Source organism: Bacillus sp. FJAT-45066 (assembly GCF_002335755.1).
GTDB classification, from domain to species: domain Bacteria; phylum Bacillota; class Bacilli; order Bacillales; family Bacillaceae_I; genus Bacillus_CD; species Bacillus_CD alkalisoli.
This window is the reverse complement of sequence record NZ_NISQ01000001.1, coordinates 1,337,936-1,355,526: the sequence shown is the minus strand read 5'-3', so window position 1 is coordinate 1,355,526 and position 17,591 is coordinate 1,337,936. Positions and strand designations below refer to the sequence as shown.

The window sequence follows — 17,591 nt, the reverse complement described above, 5'->3', positions numbered from 1 at the left end:
AATTTTTGATTGGTCTTCCATTGGTTATCATTATATATCTAGTCATAGTCACTACAACAGAACCTGGTTATCTGCAGTCGGCATTAAAGATGATTAATATATTTGTAGTTCTTTTGTTTGTTACGCGATTTGATAAATGGAAAGCGGCTTTTAATAAAATAAGGGAACGGTGATTAGATTGATAAAAAAAGGGGGAGTGGCATTCTCTCTTTTTTTTTGCTTTAAAAAGGTAATTTTTTACACATTATGATAACGAGGTGAATCAGATGGGTTTCTTAGGTAACGGAGAGTTAAACCTGGTAGGTCATTCTAACGGTTTTATGTATTTAATTGAAAATACAACGGAGCAAATTGTCGCATTTATTACATTAAGGCCAGTGTGGTAATCCTTATGTACAACGAACGTTACCAAATACGGGAAATTTGCAAATTTCTGTTGATGGGAACCGGTTGTACTGAATGCGACTGTTTTCGCATAGAACACTTTGTGGTATTGCAACACTTCTTGAACATCATCACGAAACCAGAACATCGCATTTGTTATCGTGGTTGGGTATTCGTCTGTTAAACTATTTAAATTGGCTTGGCACCAAATCGCTTCAAATTCTGGGGTCATTTTTCCATGTGTTTCTTTCACATACCAAGAACTATCTCCTTTCGCTTTTCCCGCTATGCTAGCTAATGGGTATTTCGGGTGTAATTCCTCCATAATATCGACTTACGATGCAAAGGTATGGCGTAAGTGATGTAGGGTAAAGCGTTGAGGGGGTAGACCTGCATTTTTTAACACGTCTTTAAAGATCATATTCACCCCACGCGGATTAAACGCATTTCCATTCCCGTTACGAAACACAGGTTCTAACGGATGAGTCTGATGTTCTTCTAAGGATGCTTTATACTTCTTTAATAAAGGAAGCATCATCGAATAAAGGGGAAGAAGGCGTTCTTTTTTTCCTTTCCCAAATATCAAAACCGTTTCATTATATAAATCGATTTGTTGCCAGGTTAAATCAACAAGTTCTTGCCGTCTCATGCCTGTTGTCGCCAGCAGTTTAAACAAGGTTTCATTACGAAGCGAGAGGGCGCTATTATCTTTTTCCAAGGAAGAGAACAGCTTTTTCACTTCTTCTAAATTCATATACACCGGTAATTTTGTGTCTGATTTCGGTGATTTAATCCCAGCCACGAAGTTAGAAGTGGTAAAGTTTTCTTTCAAACAAAATTGGCAAAACATATCGTAAGCTCGAAATACGCCGTTGCATGGTGCGTGGACTCACAAACCGTTGCAAGGTTTCCTGCTGAATAAAACGACGAACAAGAGAAGGGGTAATGTCTTGTAAAACGGTCGATCGGTTGTGACGTTGTAAAAAGGCAAGAAATTTCGTTAAGTCACTTTCGTAACTTTCGACGGTGTTTTTTGAATAATTTTGTTCCACTTCCAAATACAGTAAAAAATCGTCTAACGCGGGTTGAAATTCCATGAGTAATGACCTCCAAATTTTTCATTATTTGAACGTACCAACAAATTATATCCCGTACCAGTAAGTTATCGAACCATTCTAGATATTTATCGAGACGGTCCCAAACATTATTGGGAAGTTCAGAATCGCAACTTCTCGATAATGATTATTATGGGAACGGTCCATTATTAGCGAAAAATCAATTTCGTCTCAATAGCTTAAGTATTCTAGGGTTGTGAGACATAATTGGTGGTTCTTGAATTAACTTCCGATAATTTATATTATGTTCGGGGCGTTTCTTTAAGCGTAAGAATAAGACTACTCCGTCCTATTCTTATGGCTTCTATTTTTAACGTTTACGAAATCTATATAAGAAACGCTATATTCAATTATATCGTTAATAAATAAGTTATTCTTCTTTGCGAACTCTTTTACTTCTTTTAGTAATTCCTTATCGTAAGTGGTTTTATATTGGATTCTATCCTTAGGTCTTAAATCTTTATTATATGAAATGACACCCTGGCTTAATACTTCCTTAAGGCCAGTTTCCAGTAGATAATTGGAATAAGTATCGTGTTCTATGGCAAGCTTATTTAAGTGATCAATAATGTTTTTGCTAATATTTGTTCTAAACTTCACTCTACTATTATCTGTAGTTTGTATTAATCTACCGTTAACAAGTTTCCACATTTAAAACACCTCTAATTATAAAGTTAATATGCGCTGCATCATTTTTTGTTTTTTATGAGATTCATATTGAATATCTGTATTATAAATTATCTTTGCTAGTTTACATATATCACTTTTTCCTTTTACCCAAACTCTATAGATTACACTACTATTTTTCGTTGTTTCGGTTATTATTTCCATTCGTAACATCCATGTATTAAATACATGGTACAAACCATTAGCAAATGGCTCACTTTCTGTAGTAATATTCATCACATATCCTCTACCCTGGACCCAGCCATCCCCATCAATTACACCTCTAATAAATGCTGGTATATAAACACTTGGCACATTTGGAAAAGGTACAATCAATGATTTTTTTGGAATTAGTCCTAACTGTATTAAATCATGTTTAATAATTTTTGAGTTTATTATTAATTTAGGAACTGTTCTTGTTGAAGCAATTGGTGCAATAACATAGTCAGCTTTCATATATTCTGCTACTAAACGTAATAGTTCGGTATCTTTTTGAGATAATGTAATTGAATGAGTCTTTTTGCTAATACTGCCATCAGTAATGATTAGCCCTAAAACCCACGCCATTTCATCTGACCATGTTTTGAAGAAATGTTCATTAACTTTATGTTTTCGAGGTTGTCCAGAGTAAGGCTCTCTATTCATTTTAACATCATGTTTGTATAAAATGTTACGAATAGCTCGATCAGATAAACCAGTTTTAGTAGAAATTTGCTTATAAGGAACTCCGCTTTTATACATCACAATAATTTCTTCATCCGTTATGCCAAGTTTTCTAGGCATGATTTATCCTCCTCTCTTCTATATTTCCATCATAAGAACATTTGTTCTGTAAATCAAATAAAAACCTTAGAAATACGATGATTTCTAAGGTTTTATATTAAGTATGTTTACTTTATTGTTTAACAGGTGTTACAACAGCGTATAAGTTCTCTGATGGATCTGTTACATTTACTTCAATTACTTTAAATTCTTGTAAAAGATTTGTTTCGTTTTGATTTTCCGTGATTGTTTGATAATTATTCATGTCGATTACTTCCCTTCATTTATATCTCACACAAGAGTCAATATATGCACCAATTATCGTAAATGTTCCAACCTCTTAGAAAATAATGAATCTATTTTTTGTATAATTTTTCTAAATTCAACACACTCTAAGGTGTAATATTTCTAAAGGAGTGATTGGATGAAAAAATATACTGTAAGTTTATTAGTTGGTATGATGTTTTTTTTAGGAACAGCAACCTTTTCACATGCATTTGGTGGGTCTGATTCTTGGATTAACAAAGATGTACAATTAACAGAAGAACAAAAGCAGGAAATGGCTCAAATGCAAATGGAAGCTCTAGAGCAAAAGAAAAAAATTATTAATAAGTACGTTGAATACGGAGTAATTTCAGAGAAAAAAGCTGAAAAAATAGTCTCCAAATTTGAAAAGCATTACTCAAAAATAGAAGAAAACGGTTTTATCCCTAAATGGGACAAACATGATAAGCATCACAATAAGTGTGACTGTGATAAAGAAGATTAAAAATGAAAAAACGATACCTCCACATTGGTATCGTTTTTTCATTTTTATTATTAGAATGGATAAATGAGAGGGATAAGCAGAATCATGATGATGGATAGGATAATTTGTAGTGGAACCCCTACTTTTACATAATCACTAAACTTGTATCCTCCTGCTGACATGACCATCGCGTTAGTAGGGGATGCTACTGGTGTTGAAAACGCCATACTAGCAGCGACCGCAACGCTCATTAATAATGGATATGGGCTTAACTGTAACGCTTGGGCAGATGTTATCGCTACTGGAGCAAATATGACGGCAGTTGCAGTATTACTTATAAATTGACTGAAGATCATCGTTAAAACGTAAAAGCCAGCTAAAATGGCATATGATCCATTATTACCTAGTAAATCGACAATAAACGAACTAATGTATGTTACTCCACCTGTTTTCTCAAGTGCTGTAGCTAACGGAAGCATCGAAGCTATTAAAACGACAGATTCCCAGTTAATTTTTTGATATGCTTCATTCACAGACCGCAAACATCCAGTTGCAACCATCAAAAACGCTGCTGCCACTACGGCAATGACAGGAGACATCCACTCTGTCGACATCATAATAAGCATAAAAAGCATGATGGAAGCTGCTATCCACGCTTTTCCTGAAGCAGATGCAGTTCCCGCTTCTTCGCTGATCTTTCCTACAACAACAATATTTTGTTGCTCATTATCCATTAACTCAATATCTTTCCATGCACCGTGTACAATTAGTGCATCCCCTACTCGTAATTTCGTGGAAGAAGCATTACTCTGTATGTACTTCCCTCTTCTATTTATCGCTAACACATTGCAGTGATATTTAGATCGGAATTTAATATCTTTAACTGTCTTATTAATAAAAGATGACTGCGGTGTTATGAGTACTTCTGTTAAACCAAAAACATTGGAAAATAATATAGTTTGTAAATCTGCTTCTTCCTTATCTTTCAACAATTCCAACCGATAGTCAGTTTTCAATTGCTCAATCGCTTCCATCTTTCCAAAGATCAACAAAACGTCATTCTCTTTTAACTCTTCCTTTGCTTTCAATAAGTGTGGCGTCCTTGATTGAAATGGTAACTTATCAAGAGCTTTTCTTTTTGTTGTCACAACAGTAAGACGGTAATTTTCAGTAAGTTTTAGCTCAACTAAACTTTTGTTTATCATTGTAGAGTTTTCGGTAATTTTCAACAAATGCAATCTATCATAAATTTTATAAACACCAGCTAATTCAGTTGGCGACAAATGGCTAGCTGCATTAATAGAAAGATCGGATTTGCTTTTTAATATTTTTCTACCAAACAAGACCATATAGCTTGTACCGACAAGCAACGCGACAATCCCTATCGGTGAAAAACCGAAGAAATGAAACGGCGTTAAATTATTATGTACGAGTGTTTCATTGACAACTAAGTTTGGCGGTGTACCAATTAACGTTAAAACGCCACCTAAACTACTAGCAAACGCCAATGGAATTAAATAAACAGCTGGGCTTACTTTCATTTGGATAGCCATACTAATGACAACCGGAATCATAATCGCAACGGTACCAGTATTGCTTATAAACGCGCTGAAAATACCAACTGTTAACATGACAATTATTAATGTTTTCGTTTCATTTTGTCCACCTAATTTAATAAGTTGATTGCCGAGTTTATTAGCAAGTCCAGTATTAAAAATTCCTGCCCCAACGACAAATAGGCCAGTTATCATAATAACGATCGAATTAGAGAAGCCAGCTAACGCTTCTTGAGGTGTTACAATGCCAAGAATGGCTATGGCTAACAAAGCACCAATCGCTACAAAATCAGAACGCCATTTGCCTATAATAAATGCAATTGTTGTTATAATTAAAATGATAAATGTCAACCACATTTCATTCACGAAGCAAACCTCCTCTCCATTCCATCATACCAAAAGTAACGATAGGACTAGATTATAATTTTTGACAATATAATAGATAGTATGTAAAAAAATTATAAATAAATATTTTGAATTACGAAAAAGATGTTACAATACTTTATAAATAAATAGTTCACAAGATGGAAGGGATTTTTATGGAGAAAAGGCTTTGGTTAATTTATGGAATGTTAACTCTCTCAACTGCTATTTGGGGTAGTGCTTTTATAGCAGGAAAATACGCCGTACAAAGTTTTGAACCGGCAACCGTAGCGTTTTTACGATTTTTTGGAGCAGCAATCCTCCTGTTCCCAATCATGTGGATAATGGAGAAAAAAAGAAACAAGCCTACATTAAAGGATTATGGTTTGTTCGCCATTTTAGGGTTAACAGGCATAGCCATTTATAACATTTGTTTTTTCTTAGCGAGTAAACATGCTCCAGTAATTAAAAGCTCCCTATTTATTGCTTCTAACCCTGTATTAATCATTCTATTTTCTGCTTTATTTTTAAGAGAAAAGATTACGAAAAATAATATAGTAGGAATGATAGTCGCTTTAACTGGTGTCGCTTTTATCATTACGGAAGGCCATTTAGAAAAAATAGTTCAACTAGGTTTTGAGCCAATTGACTTTATTTTAGCTGGAGCTGTGCTTAGTTGGGCTTTATATAGTGTGATTGGAAAAGTTGTCTTAAAGAAATATAGCGCGATCGTTTCCACGACATATGCAGTTGCTTTTGGTACTCTCTTTTTATTCCCATTTGCCATTATTGAAACATCCTGGCTAGACGTTCAACTGGCTACCATGGATGCTTGGGTGGCAATTGGACATATGAGTGTGTTTGTTACGGTAGTATCGTTTATTATGTACTATCAAGGAATTAAAGAAGTTGGAGCGGCTAAGTCTTCTATCTTCATCAATGTGATGCCGGTATCAGCAGTCATAATGGCTACTATTTTCTTAGGAGAAAAATTAATAACAGCGCATGTAATAGGTGCACTATTCGTTATCTCTGGGGTATATATAGGTACGAACACAAAGAAGTGGAAACTTTTTAATAAAAAGACATCATTAAAGAAAACTGCCTAACTTTGTTTGGCAGTTTTTTAATGGTAATTAGATTCAATTGTTGATAGTAGTTGAAACATAAAGTGATACATTAGTTGTAAGTTTTCGCTAATGGAGCCACTTTCGTTAAATCCTTCTATATGATTTAATGCAAAGTTCATGTCCCAAACTCCATCTTGTTGATTAAACATAATGGCCATTTTCGGTTGATCGGTGTTGAAAAGTTGTTTCATCGTTTCTTTTAGTGTTGCTTCGTACTTCTTCTGTAATTTTAGACCGAACATAACATCATACGTTGCAAAGATATCATCCAATTCTAAAGAAACGGAGTCAACTCCAATTATTGAGAAGGCTTGGCTTTCTATATATAAAAACTCTTGCTTATGATCTTTTAAATAAGAAATTGGTTTTTCTAAAAAACTTGTGCCCTCTTCACTTAAAGTTTCTTCTGACTCTTTATTACAGCGTTCCACATATACATCGGAAAAACGTTCAACTAGTTGGATGGGTGTTACCGTCACATCTTCTTGAATAAGGTGAGTTGATTCAACGTATTCTTTTTCAAACGATGTTAATGGGACCGTTGGGCTATTCTCTTTTATGTATGCTTCTACATGTTTTTTTAACATGGTACTCTCTCCTTCTTCTATCAGAAAAAAGAGGATTTTTACATCCTCTTATTCTTGATCTTGCTCTTCCATTACCTTTTCAAAAGCAGAAGATACTTTCTCAAACTCGTCATCTGATTCGATGTGAGCAAATTCTTCGTCACTTTCTACTTTTAAGAAGAAAATGTCTACGTCTTCTTCTGTTTCTTCTTGTATATCGTCTACGAATGCAACCGCAACATACTCTGAACCTTCTACTGTCATAACTCCTAATACTTCTACTTCTAAATCTTCGCCATTTTCATCGCTAATTGTGAAAATTTCTCCAACTTCGATTGGTTCCATGTCTCATTCTCCTTTGGTAATAAGATTTGGTCTTTATACTTCCTTATCTTCCCTATGCTAGGTGTTTTCATGCAAGGAAGCCACCATTAATTGTACATGACTTCTTGTCCGAATGGAAATCTTTTCATTAATTAATTTATCCCTTGATTTTGATGAAGCCATCATGTATTATAAGAACACAAGCTGCATTGTACGTAAATATAATAAAGTTTTAACCTTTAAGCTGTATTAGGGAGTTTAACATCGAATCTGAATTGACAAGCCTCTGTCTATATGACAAGGAGGACACGCATGAACGGTTCTGCAAACACCCACTTTGAGGAGTGGTGGTTTAAAACTTTCTTATCAAGACTTTACGGCAAAGGCGGCCCTTATATTGAATCTTCAAACCAGTTTCCTGATGGGGGCTGGTTTTTTATATGTTTGAAATTCTTTTTTTCCAACACATTTTAATTGACCGATATACGAAAACTGATTAAAATGTTTAGGGTGCCTAAATATTACATTAGTCACAGACAGAAAGAGGTGGACATATGGCTCCTGAACAACGAAAAAAAATGTTAATAATTATGATAAATATGTTTATTGCTGTTGGTAGCTTTGGGATTATTATTCCGATCTTACCAGCTTATTTAGATTCTATCGGTGAAGGTGGAATGGCAGCAGGACTAATGATTGCCATATTCGCTGCGGCTCAATTTATTATGTCCCCTATCGCTGGGAAATGGGCTGACCAATACGGTAGAAGAATAATGATTATAATCGGTCTATTTGGCCTCACACTAGCAATGTTTATCTTTTACTTATTTGATTCCGTTTGGATGCTCTATTTTTCACGTGTTATAGGTGGGGTTGGAGCAGCGTTAGTTGTTCCCGCTCTGTTCGCCTATGTAGCGGATATTACAACACTAGAGCAACGTGCAAAAGGAAATAGCTATATATCAGCTTCTATGTCACTTGGAATTGTTATCGGACCTGGTATTGGTGGCTTCCTTGCAGACTTTGGACTAAAGGTACCACTGCTTGTTTCAGCAATAATATCTCTAGTCGCTACCATTTTCTCGATATTAGTGTTAAAAGAAAGTCGTGACATTTCTAAAGAGATGGTAGAACAAGAATCAGTATCCCTATTAACAAAGATGGGAACGTCTGTTTCTAAACCGTATTTTATCCCATTAATTATAACGATGGTGATGAGTTTTGGGTTAATGGCTTATGAATCTGTTTTAGGACTTTACGTTGATAATCAGTACAGTGCAACACCACAACAAATTGCTATACTAATAACCTCCACAGGGATTATTAGTGTTACGGTACAACTATTTGTTGTAGATAAAATTGTGACGAGGTTTGGCGAAGCAGCGATTTTAAATACGTTCCTTGGTTTAGCTACATTTGCCTTTTTTCTGTCTTTATTCGCGAACAGTTACCTATTCTTCTTTGGTGTTACATTATTAATGTTCCTAGCAACGGCTATCTTACGTCCTGTTTTAACGACATTAATCTCTAAATTAGCGGGTAACGAACAAGGGTTCGCAATGGGGATGAACAATGCTTATATGAGTATTGGGAATGTTTTAGGACCAACGCTAGCAGGGCTTTTATACGATGTGAAAATTATTTATCCATTCATCTTAGGTTTAGTTGTCCTTAGCATTACGATGTTTATTTCCCTAACATGGCAGCAGAAACAAAAAGGCAAAATAGCTAAGCTTCAAGCGAATAATGTAATATAACAAAAACGCCTTCTCGACTGAATCAGCGAGAAGGCGTTTTATATTTGAATCAATTTCATAATTACGGTTCGTTCATTGAAAAACGAATATTTTAGTGTAATACACAATAATATATTAGTTTCATAAGGTGTATAAATATAGAATGTGATGCTATCATTCGTTTTTCGTATAGTATTCATACATTTTGAAACGTACTCATTTGTGATAATAATTTTTATGTTTTTTTCGAATGCGTGAGTAGTGACAGCCGTCGCACACTTCGTATTTGTATTTAGCATCTAGTGTTTTTCCGCACTTTTTACACGTTTTTCTCATTACTTTAATGTCTGTTTGTAAGCGTTCATGAACTTCATCGCTAAACGTTTCTCGAATGCGTTCCCAATACAATGCTTCTGTTCGTCTGTCTAATCGATACAGGAATAATAGGTGTAATCCGATTGCTTTATATGATAGTTCGGTTTCTTCTAAGCTGTCTTTTTTCATAAATGGTTCTGGTAGCTCTCTACCTTCTACAACGGCATACAGCGTGTCGCGCCACTGATTGACGAGTACAGGCTCTTTTGTGGAGAAAGGTAAATGTAAAAAGCCGTACAAGTCTTGGATGGATAGCCTCGCTTCAATGGCTGTGTCACGAATAATTTCATACAAGTATTGCTCTTCTCCCAGGCTTGCTTTTTCGGTTCCTTCAGGGCTATCGAACTTTTCCCATAGCTCAAAAAAGTCTCCTAGCTGATGCGAGTATTTTTGGAACCTCTCTAAGATTGAACTAGTTGGAGCAATAGCAAAAGACTGAACGTGTTTGTCCTCTTTTTCAAGCAAAGCGGCCATTCGGTGAATGTTGTCAGTGAACGCCACTTTCCCGATGTTGTAAATTCCTTTTCTTCCTGCTCGTCCGGCAATTTGTTTTACTTCTTGTGAAGTAAGTGTTCTTCGCTTTGTTCCATCGAATTTCTCATTTTCTAAAAAAACGATGCGCCTAATTGGTAGATTTAAGCCCATTCCGATTGCATCGGTAGAGACGATTACTTGCGTCTTTCCTTCGATGAATTGCTGCATCTGCTTTTTACGCGTTTCTGGAGGCATGCTGCCATAGATCATACTAACGGCAAAACCGTTATTTTGTAATGTAGAAGCAGTTTCCAACACTCTTCTTCTTGAGAAACAAACGATAGCATCTCCTTTTTTCGTATGAGAAAGCTGGAACGGTTTAGCTTCTACTTGAAGCGGAATGTCACGATCATATTCGTGTAGTTCCACGTTCGAGTTTCCTAAAAGCTGTAAGATCATCTTTTTAATGTTATAGCTACCGATAATATGAACTTCGTTTGCATTAGCTTTTGTAATAGCTTTATACCAGGAGAAGCCTCTATCTTGATCTGCAAGCATTTGTGCTTCGTCAATGACAACAACGTCATAAAAATCTTTTTCATGGAACATTTCGACTGTACAAGAAACGTGACGTGCACCAGGCATCATCTTCTCTTCCTCACCAGTCTTTAAGGAACATGGTATTCCTTCGAAGTTTAACGTGTCGTATACCTCAAGAGCAAGTAAACGTAGTGGCGCTAAGTAGATGCCGCTCTCGGCTTGCTGCATTCGTTGTAAGGCTTGATAAGTCTTACCTGTGTTAGTTTCACCGATATGCAGAACATATTTTAGTGTTCGTCCTACTTTTGGCTGATATTCTCTACCGAAAATATCTTCTAACATACGTGCTTCTTCTTCTTGTTTTCGCTTTATTTCTGCGAGTGCTTCTGCGATTTTACGCTCTCGTTCTCTTGCGTCGGTCTCGTAGATTGCTTCATGTTTTTGGATATCAAATGGCACGTCTGCAAGCGCTACTAAATCAGAAATGAATTCGTCATTCAATTTTTCTAAATAATCATGTACTAAAACATAAATAATATTGGCAGTTCCTTTTCGAAGCTCTCTTTCGGTAAGAGGTTCTTCACAGGCCTTTTCAAATTGTTGCAACGTTTCTTCTGGGATTTGTTTTAATAAATAGGAAGCAATGAAGGAAAATAAATAGTCCGTCACTTTTCGTTCGTAATCGTAAAAATAGGTTTCATACTCAAACACTTGTTGACCACGATGAAACGTTTGATGTACAGATCCTGTCAGCTCTTCAAAAAAATCGGATAAAGACACATAGTCTTTTTCCTCAAAAATTCCTGCTTCAATAAGGATTTCTTCTAGTCGGTATGTATCTACCGCTTCGTATTTAATATTTTGTTTAAAATCTTGTACTAGTTGTTTGGCAACGAAATGACGGGTGTACAGAAATAAAATTTGCTTGTCTCTTTCTAAAATAGAATGTACTAGTTTATCTATTTCTTTTTGATAATTCTCACGAAGTTCTTGTCGTTTTCTTTCGTGTTCTTTTGCGATATAGTCTTCTCTTGCCTGTACATGCTTTTGCTTCCAATCGTCTTCATTAGAAGCGTATTTTTCGTTAAGCCATGGGATGACAGCAAATGGATGATAGTCGCGCATTTCATTTCGGAACACGTTGTTTATTATTTTTCGGTCGACTCCTTCGACTTCTAATCCGAGTTCAGCTAAAAAGATTTTTTTGTTTTTTCTTGCTACATCGTTTGTTACTTTGTTTAGCCAGACATTAATCCAGATTTGTTGTAAGTAGTGGCCCCTGTCTAGAATGTATTGTTCAAAAGACGGGAGTTGTTCCTTCGTTTCTAGATAGGATGCAATGTCTTCTTCTATTTTCATTTTTGTATGTTCGACTGCGTTTTCATGGATAAGTTCTAATTGAGTCATTTTTTTCACCTACTGTATTTGTATACTTGAATAAAGCTTAGAAAAACGGTTCGTTTAGTGAAAAACGAATTTTTTAGTCCTTAGTTAGTTTATGCTGTTCATTTTATAAAGACTTCTTGTTAAAGTGATTATTTCTATCATACGTTTTTCGTATAGTAATTGTACATTTGAAACTTCTCACTTCTCTTTAATTTTACCAATAAAACGAAAAAAAGCCGATAAATATGGTTTCCCATTATTTATAAGCTTTAAAATAAATTATTTGATTAATATTTAGTCCGTTAATTTCCGCGGGGAGGGATGCGTGCCTCCTCGTTTTTGCCTGTGGGGTCTCGCACTTCTCTCTATGTCCCGCAGGAGTCAAGTGCCTTCCGCTCCAATCAACTCTAGGCTTTAAACTTCTACAAAGAAACCATATTTAAAGTAATTTCTTTCTCTATCTTTGATACGGGATGTTTAGTAGGTCTGGGACAGTTGTGAACTCGAATCCTTGGTCTTTTAGTGTCGGGATGATTGTTCGTAGTGCTTCTACTGTGCCAGTTAAGTCGGATTCCCAGTCGCCGCCGTCGTGCATTAAAATAATGGAGCCAGGTTCAATGTTGCTTAATATGTTGTATGCTGTATCTTCTGGTGGCATCTGTTTCCAGTCAAGTGAATCTACGTTCCAACCAACAACGGTATAATCCATTTCTGCTAGTTTTTCTACTAACTCATTGTATAAAAATCCGTATGGAGCACGGAATAGTCTCGTGCGATATCCGATGATTTCACTAAGCTTTTCTTCTGTTTGATTAATTTCTCTTTCTAACGTTGCGATATCCTCTTGTTTGACGAAGTTTGGGTGCCAATACGAATGATTACCTATAATATGTCCTTCTTCAATAATTCTTTTCGTTAGCTCTGGATACGCATCTGCACGTGAACCCATTAAGAAAAATGTTGCTTTTACATCATACTCTTTTAGTACGTCTAAAACTAATGGTGTAAAACGAGGATCTGGACCATCATCAAATGTTAAGGAAAGTCTATTTTCTGTAAATGGACCACGTAATACAACTGTTTCTGGATAACGTTGCTGTAATACGATGTTAGAAACAGGTGTTCGCACGCGTTCTACTTCTTCCGGTCCACCTTCTGGCTGCGGGAAGTCTGCAGGAACTTGGCGTTGGTTGTTTTTATTTTTGTTCCACCAAACGGCTATTGTACCATCTTCATGGCTATGGGCACTTACATCGGGACTAATTGCCCCTTGTAAAGCAATAATAAATAAAGCTGCGATAGAGAAAATTACGACTGTTTTTTTCATCTTAAACTCCTTATCCAAATAGATTTATATGGTTATTTTCTTTTAAAAATGGATAATTATTCTATGAAGTTTAAGATCTTAGTTTTCTCTTTTTCATAAAGTGCTTTTCCTAATTGAATCAGTTCTTCGATACAAGTTAAGTCATCAAATGGAATTTCTCTTCCAAGCTCTTCGTTTAGTCTTAAATAATTTTCCCCAAGGAGAGTTTGACATTGAAACGTGACCGACTCAGATGAAAGTTGTAAGGCTAAATCAAGTAGTTTTGGCTTTACTTTTAAAGATGGAAGGTGAAACGGTAACCATTTTTTCACTCCCCAATATTTATCATGATCAATAGTAAAATCTATCTTTTGTTGGCCAGTTCCGATAGATAGTATTTTAATATCTTGTATATTTTTTCTGAAAAATTGAAGCCCTTCTGTCAAACAAACAAGTGAAGGGTTATTCGCCCAAAGCCCACCGTCTATCGTTAAATAATCGTTTCGGATGTTGTTTGGAGGGAAGTAAACTGGTGCTGAACAGGAAGATAATACCGCATCCCATACAAGAATAGAGAGATCATCACTGTCTGGATGGCCGTAGTTGGATCGATGTACAAAAGGTTTACCATGCGTTAAATCGACGGTTGGGATAAGTAACGGCTTTTTAACTTCTTTTAACTTAATGTCATGAAATGACTTTCGTAACAGCTTACGTAAATATTTATCACTATACACACTTTTAAACAGTCCAACTTTTGCTTGACGTTGGAAGATCTTCTTTCCGTATTTTTTATAGCTATGTAACAAATGCGCCATTTCTATTTGTAAACATGCAGAAGTAGCGATTATGGAACCAGTAGATGTTCCAGCAATGACGTCAAATTTCTCCTCTATTGGTTGACCTAGCTCTTTCTCTATTGCTTGTAAAATGGCAATCGCAAATACACCTCGTATGCCACCACCGTCAATACAAAGAATTTTCATCGTACAACTCACCTAACAACGTTTTTTAATAGATTCCCCTGAGAAGTTGGTAAATATTAAAAAAGGCACGTAATAGTAGTGATTTTGTTTTCAACATGAGAACATACAGGAATGTTACGTATGGAAAAAGAATATTACATTAATAAATAATTAATCATTCTTTTGGAGGCAGTATGAGAGCAAATCGTATGAAAAATTACGCTAAACAGTTTATTTTAGATAAACTTCATTTATTAAAAATAGACGAGTTAAACTTATCTGAAGAAGCAGTTAATGAGTTTGATGAAATATATAACAAATTTTCACTTACAGCAAATAGGAACTTTATTTCTTACAATAGTGATTATCCGCTATATCAGTTTTTATTTTACCTAATCGAAAACAAAGACGTATTAGTTCATGGTTCTAATAGCTCCATGATTAGTACTTTCGAACCGAAAGAAAGTACACTTTTTAACGGTAAGCCCATTAAAGCTGTGTTTGCAGCAAGTGATAGCGTATGGTCGTTATTTTTTGCAGTGAAAAACCGAAGAGAATATAATGGCTCGTTAAGAAATCTTTGTACAACTGTTCCGACAAGAAAAGGAATAAAGCGATATTATTACTTTTCAATTAATCATGAAGATGTTGAGGATATTTGGACAAATGGCACTATCTATATTCTTCCTAAGGAATCTTTTGGTCGAGGTGGAATTGCGGATGAATGGGTATGTGAACAAAGTGTTAAGCCACTTGCTAAGTTATCAGTAACTCCAAATGACTTTCCCTTTTTAGATAAGGTTAGCACCCATAAAGAATCAGAGTCTATCTTAAAAACGTTGTTAAGAGCATTTTTTCTAAGAAAATAAAGTTAATTCATGTAAAAGAGGCGCGTAATGGCACCTCTTTTTGTGTCGTTATTTATTTGAACGGATTTTTCCATTGCATTAATGTTCCGTAGTTATGTGACTCTTCATCTTCTAAGTAATTCTCCACCACTTTCAAAGGTGTTCTTCCACAACGAAGTAAAAAGGTAATGACGGGGTCCTTTATTTCGCCACCTACTACTTTTTCAATATATTGTTCCGCTGTTATAGTACTTGCGACTTTACGGTACCCAGGCATCCTGCCACCGCCTAGAAGGCGATCTAATTGTAGTTGAATAACGACTTCGTACATCGAGTTCATAAGCCATTTGCCAAGGCCTAGTTTACGGTAGCTAGGACTTACACAAATGTCTACGATGTAAAGAGTGTTTCCGTTCGGATTGTGATTGCGTATGTACCCATTATCGGTTATTTCTTCCCACGTATGTTCGGCATGATCTGGATCAAAGTTAACAAGTAGGCCAGTAATGGAACCTGCAAGTCTCCCTTCTACTTCTATACATAGAGCACCGTGTGGAAATAAGGAAATATGATTTTGTAACTGTTCTTTATTCCACCAAAGTTCGGACGGAAATGGTGGTGGAAAGCTTTCTTGTTGAATTTTAATTAAATTGTCAAAGTCTTTTTCCGTGTAAGAGCGGATGACAGATTTTTTGGGTAAATCATTATCGAAAACGTAAAGTTCTTTTCTATACAATTTTGTAAGTAACTCCTTTCTATTTGAGGACGCCTATTTACTTTCGTATAAGTGAAAGTTTAAGCCGTAAGGATCTTTTATCATGACACTTGTTTCATTATATTCTTTTGTAATTTTGCATCCGTGGAACAATAACTCATCCTTCACTTCATCAAAGTTTGCAACAGCAAATTCAAAGAATACGTGTTTGGAAGAGGGGTCCGTCTGTTTTTCAATAAAAAAGTTTGTTCCGCTAATGGATAACTTCGATTCGTTACTTCCGCTGTTTTCTAGTGTCATTCCGATTGTATTTTTGTAAAAGTTAATGGCATCATCATAATGGTCCACTTGAACTGCGACATTATTCGTTAACTGAAATGGTGAAGCGGGATTTAATTTTTTTAGTGGCTTATAAGTTTCATACCCAGATGGAAGTAGGTCAAACAAAGACCAAACAACGCAAAAATCATCTCCAGGGCCGAACGGTGCTTTCGTATGTTGATATATGTTTCCTTGCTCATCTTTAGTGAAAACAGAAACTCCTGGATAGTAATGGTTGTCTTTTTCAAATCCCATATCTTCTTTAAAAGTAGTACCTTTTGTGGAGATGATTGGGAATTGCCAACCTCTTTCTGACGAAAAATCTTCTTGAACAAACGGGCTGTCTGGACTTGATAGAACAAAAGCAGCCTTTTCGATAATATGAGGATAAACGCTGTTGAAGCCATCCGCCCACATCGTGCAGTAAGGACAGCTTTTGCCCATATTATGAACGACGAAAAGTTCATTTTTATCTTGAAATAATTGAGAAAGACTCACTTTATGCTCGTGGCTACCAATAAATTGATAGTTCTTTACTAGTGTAGGAATTTGTTGTTTTCTTAGAGCTGCTAGTTGCTGCTTCTTATCTATAATATCGAGTTGTAACTGTTCAATTTGTTCGTCAATGGATAAATGGTCCATGTAAACACCTCTTTTTTTGCTTTCTGTTTGTAAATGTTTCGACATTTTTGCTGTATTTCCTTTTTAAGGGTGAGTTTTTTTCTCTAACTCAATCCACGTGAGGCTCTATCTTTTACCTAGTAATTATGTACAAATTTAGAATTTTCCAAAAATATAAAATACTTTCGTATGTAAATTCATATACTACTAATAAGAAAAGCACTCATACTAATGGGAAGTTTTTGCAAAGAATAATGATGTAAAGGGGTGTGGGAGATGAAAGATCAATTAAATTTTGGTGAGTTCTATCCAAAGTCACTCGTTCCGATTAAAGAAAATGATTTATTGCTATTCTTTGAGAAACTATCGGATGATGAAACTGTGGAGAAATGTAGTCACTGGTTAATTGCGTTAGAAGGGAACGAAATGGCTAAAGGGGAAAATTACTACCATTGGCAAGTGGTTGTTTACCCTGCTGAATTAGGTGGAACATTTAACTACAAATATCCATTTTACGTATCTAATTTCTTTACACATATTGATGAAGCGATCGATTTCATTTGTGAAGTGGAAACAATAGCAAACAATGGAGAGCTATTTACAATTGCTGGTTAAGTAGTTTACTTGTTTACCAGATGTTTTTCCTATCGCTCGAATAGAAGAAGTGTATCGTCTTCTTCTTTGTCTATC

19 protein-coding genes and 1 other RNA gene are annotated in these 17,591 nt (G+C 35.6%); 6 read left to right on the top strand and 14 right to left on the bottom strand.

The genetic code is table 11. The annotated features are described in order from the left end of the window. Positions 1–304: 304 nt before the first annotated feature. The 6 genes from CDZ92_RS06900 to CDZ92_RS20280 all read right to left on the bottom strand — a co-directional run bounded on the left by CDZ92_RS06900 (position 305) and on the right by CDZ92_RS20280 (position 3,192). Positions 305–709: a hypothetical protein gene (locus CDZ92_RS06900; RefSeq protein ID WP_096154512.1), complete on the bottom strand. Its 405-nt coding sequence runs from the start codon at positions 707–709 to the stop codon at positions 305–307. 9 nt (positions 710–718) lie between these two features. After that, the gene (locus tag CDZ92_RS06895; protein ID WP_255249796.1) at positions 719–1,138 is read right to left on the bottom strand and encodes a tyrosine-type recombinase/integrase; all 420 of its coding nucleotides are present in this window, start codon (positions 1,136–1,138) and stop codon (positions 719–721) included. Between the two features lie 52 nt (positions 1,139–1,190). Beyond that, the gene (locus CDZ92_RS06890; protein ID WP_096154510.1) at positions 1,191–1,481 is read right to left on the bottom strand and encodes a site-specific integrase; all 291 of its coding nucleotides are present in this window, start codon (positions 1,479–1,481) and stop codon (positions 1,191–1,193) included. A 297-nt stretch (positions 1,482–1,778) separates the two neighbouring features. Continuing rightward, positions 1,779–2,150, bottom strand: coding sequence for an rRNA methyltransferase (locus CDZ92_RS06885; protein WP_096154509.1), 372 nt, complete (start codon positions 2,148–2,150; stop codon positions 1,779–1,781). Positions 2,151–2,165: 15 nt separating this feature from the next. Further along, positions 2,166–2,948: an LAGLIDADG family homing endonuclease gene (locus CDZ92_RS06880; protein ID WP_096154508.1), complete on the bottom strand. Its 783-nt coding sequence runs from the start codon at positions 2,946–2,948 to the stop codon at positions 2,166–2,168. Positions 2,949–3,060: 112 nt separating this feature from the next. Further along, on the bottom strand, positions 3,061–3,192 hold the full coding sequence (locus tag CDZ92_RS20280) for a hypothetical protein (protein ID WP_255249795.1): 132 nt from the start codon (positions 3,190–3,192) through the stop codon (positions 3,061–3,063). A 159-nt stretch (positions 3,193–3,351) separates the two neighbouring features. Between CDZ92_RS20280 and CDZ92_RS06875 the strand changes: the two genes are divergently transcribed. After that, complete coding sequence (locus CDZ92_RS06875) at positions 3,352–3,696, top strand: YckD family protein (protein ID WP_096154507.1); 345 nt, start codon at positions 3,352–3,354, stop codon at positions 3,694–3,696. A gap of 50 nt (positions 3,697–3,746) precedes the next feature. On the opposite strand, the gene CDZ92_RS06870 is transcribed toward CDZ92_RS06875, so the two are convergent. Then, positions 3,747–5,588 (bottom strand): SLC13 family permease, encoded by a 1,842-nt coding sequence (locus CDZ92_RS06870; RefSeq protein WP_255249853.1) that lies wholly within the window; start codon positions 5,586–5,588, stop codon positions 3,747–3,749. 182 nt (positions 5,589–5,770) lie between these two features. Here CDZ92_RS06870 and CDZ92_RS06865 point away from each other — a divergent pair, with 182 nt between their 5' ends. After that, positions 5,771–6,703 carry a DMT family transporter gene (locus CDZ92_RS06865; RefSeq protein WP_096154505.1) on the top strand — a complete coding sequence of 311 codons (933 nt, stop codon included), beginning with the start codon at positions 5,771–5,773 and terminating at the stop codon, positions 6,701–6,703. 17 nt (positions 6,704–6,720) lie between these two features. On the opposite strand, the gene CDZ92_RS06860 is transcribed toward CDZ92_RS06865, so the two are convergent. Both CDZ92_RS06860 and CDZ92_RS06855 read right to left on the bottom strand, forming a co-directional pair. Then, positions 6,721–7,311: a branched-chain amino acid aminotransferase gene (locus CDZ92_RS06860; RefSeq protein ID WP_096154504.1), complete on the bottom strand. Its 591-nt coding sequence runs from the start codon at positions 7,309–7,311 to the stop codon at positions 6,721–6,723. A gap of 48 nt (positions 7,312–7,359) precedes the next feature. Continuing rightward, a complete protein-coding gene (locus CDZ92_RS06855; RefSeq protein WP_096154503.1) occupies positions 7,360–7,635 on the bottom strand; it encodes a DUF1292 domain-containing protein in 276 nt (91 codons plus the stop codon). 177 nt (positions 7,636–7,812) lie between these two features. Between CDZ92_RS06855 and ssrS the strand changes: the two genes are divergently transcribed. Together ssrS and CDZ92_RS06845 are read left to right on the top strand one after the other, a co-directional pair. Further along, positions 7,813–8,010, top strand: a non-coding RNA gene (gene ssrS / locus CDZ92_RS06850) — 6S RNA. Between the two features lie 158 nt (positions 8,011–8,168). Continuing rightward, positions 8,169–9,371 carry an MFS transporter gene (locus CDZ92_RS06845; protein ID WP_096154502.1) on the top strand — a complete coding sequence of 401 codons (1,203 nt, stop codon included), beginning with the start codon at positions 8,169–8,171 and terminating at the stop codon, positions 9,369–9,371. 195 nt (positions 9,372–9,566) lie between these two features. On the opposite strand, the gene CDZ92_RS06840 is transcribed toward CDZ92_RS06845, so the two are convergent. The 3 genes from CDZ92_RS06840 to CDZ92_RS06830 all read right to left on the bottom strand — a co-directional run bounded on the left by CDZ92_RS06840 (position 9,567) and on the right by CDZ92_RS06830 (position 14,417). Further along, positions 9,567–12,146: a helicase-related protein gene (locus CDZ92_RS06840; protein WP_096154501.1), complete on the bottom strand. Its 2,580-nt coding sequence runs from the start codon at positions 12,144–12,146 to the stop codon at positions 9,567–9,569. Positions 12,147–12,582: 436 nt separating this feature from the next. Continuing rightward, complete coding sequence (locus CDZ92_RS06835; RefSeq protein WP_096154500.1) at positions 12,583–13,452, bottom strand: polysaccharide deacetylase family protein; 870 nt, start codon at positions 13,450–13,452, stop codon at positions 12,583–12,585. A 56-nt stretch (positions 13,453–13,508) separates the two neighbouring features. Next, entirely contained in the window at positions 13,509–14,417 is a 909-nt protein-coding gene (locus tag CDZ92_RS06830; protein WP_096154499.1) for a CBASS cGAMP-activated phospholipase, read from the bottom strand. A gap of 173 nt (positions 14,418–14,590) precedes the next feature. Between CDZ92_RS06830 and CDZ92_RS06825 the strand changes: the two genes are divergently transcribed. Next, positions 14,591–15,265 (top strand): hypothetical protein, encoded by a 675-nt coding sequence (locus CDZ92_RS06825; RefSeq protein WP_096154498.1) that lies wholly within the window; start codon positions 14,591–14,593, stop codon positions 15,263–15,265. 52 nt (positions 15,266–15,317) lie between these two features. Here CDZ92_RS06825 and CDZ92_RS06820 read toward each other — a convergent pair whose 3' ends face one another. Together CDZ92_RS06820 and CDZ92_RS06815 are read right to left on the bottom strand one after the other, a co-directional pair. Next, positions 15,318–15,980 carry a GNAT family N-acetyltransferase gene (locus CDZ92_RS06820; RefSeq protein ID WP_096154497.1) on the bottom strand — a complete coding sequence of 221 codons (663 nt, stop codon included), beginning with the start codon at positions 15,978–15,980 and terminating at the stop codon, positions 15,318–15,320. A gap of 33 nt (positions 15,981–16,013) precedes the next feature. Further along, positions 16,014–16,967 (bottom strand): DUF899 family protein, encoded by a 954-nt coding sequence (locus tag CDZ92_RS06815; protein ID WP_255249794.1) that lies wholly within the window; start codon positions 16,965–16,967, stop codon positions 16,014–16,016. 210 nt (positions 16,968–17,177) lie between these two features. Here CDZ92_RS06815 and CDZ92_RS06810 point away from each other — a divergent pair, with 210 nt between their 5' ends. After that, entirely contained in the window at positions 17,178–17,516 is a 339-nt protein-coding gene (locus CDZ92_RS06810) for a hypothetical protein (protein WP_096154496.1), read from the top strand. Positions 17,517–17,591: the final 75 nt, after the last annotated feature.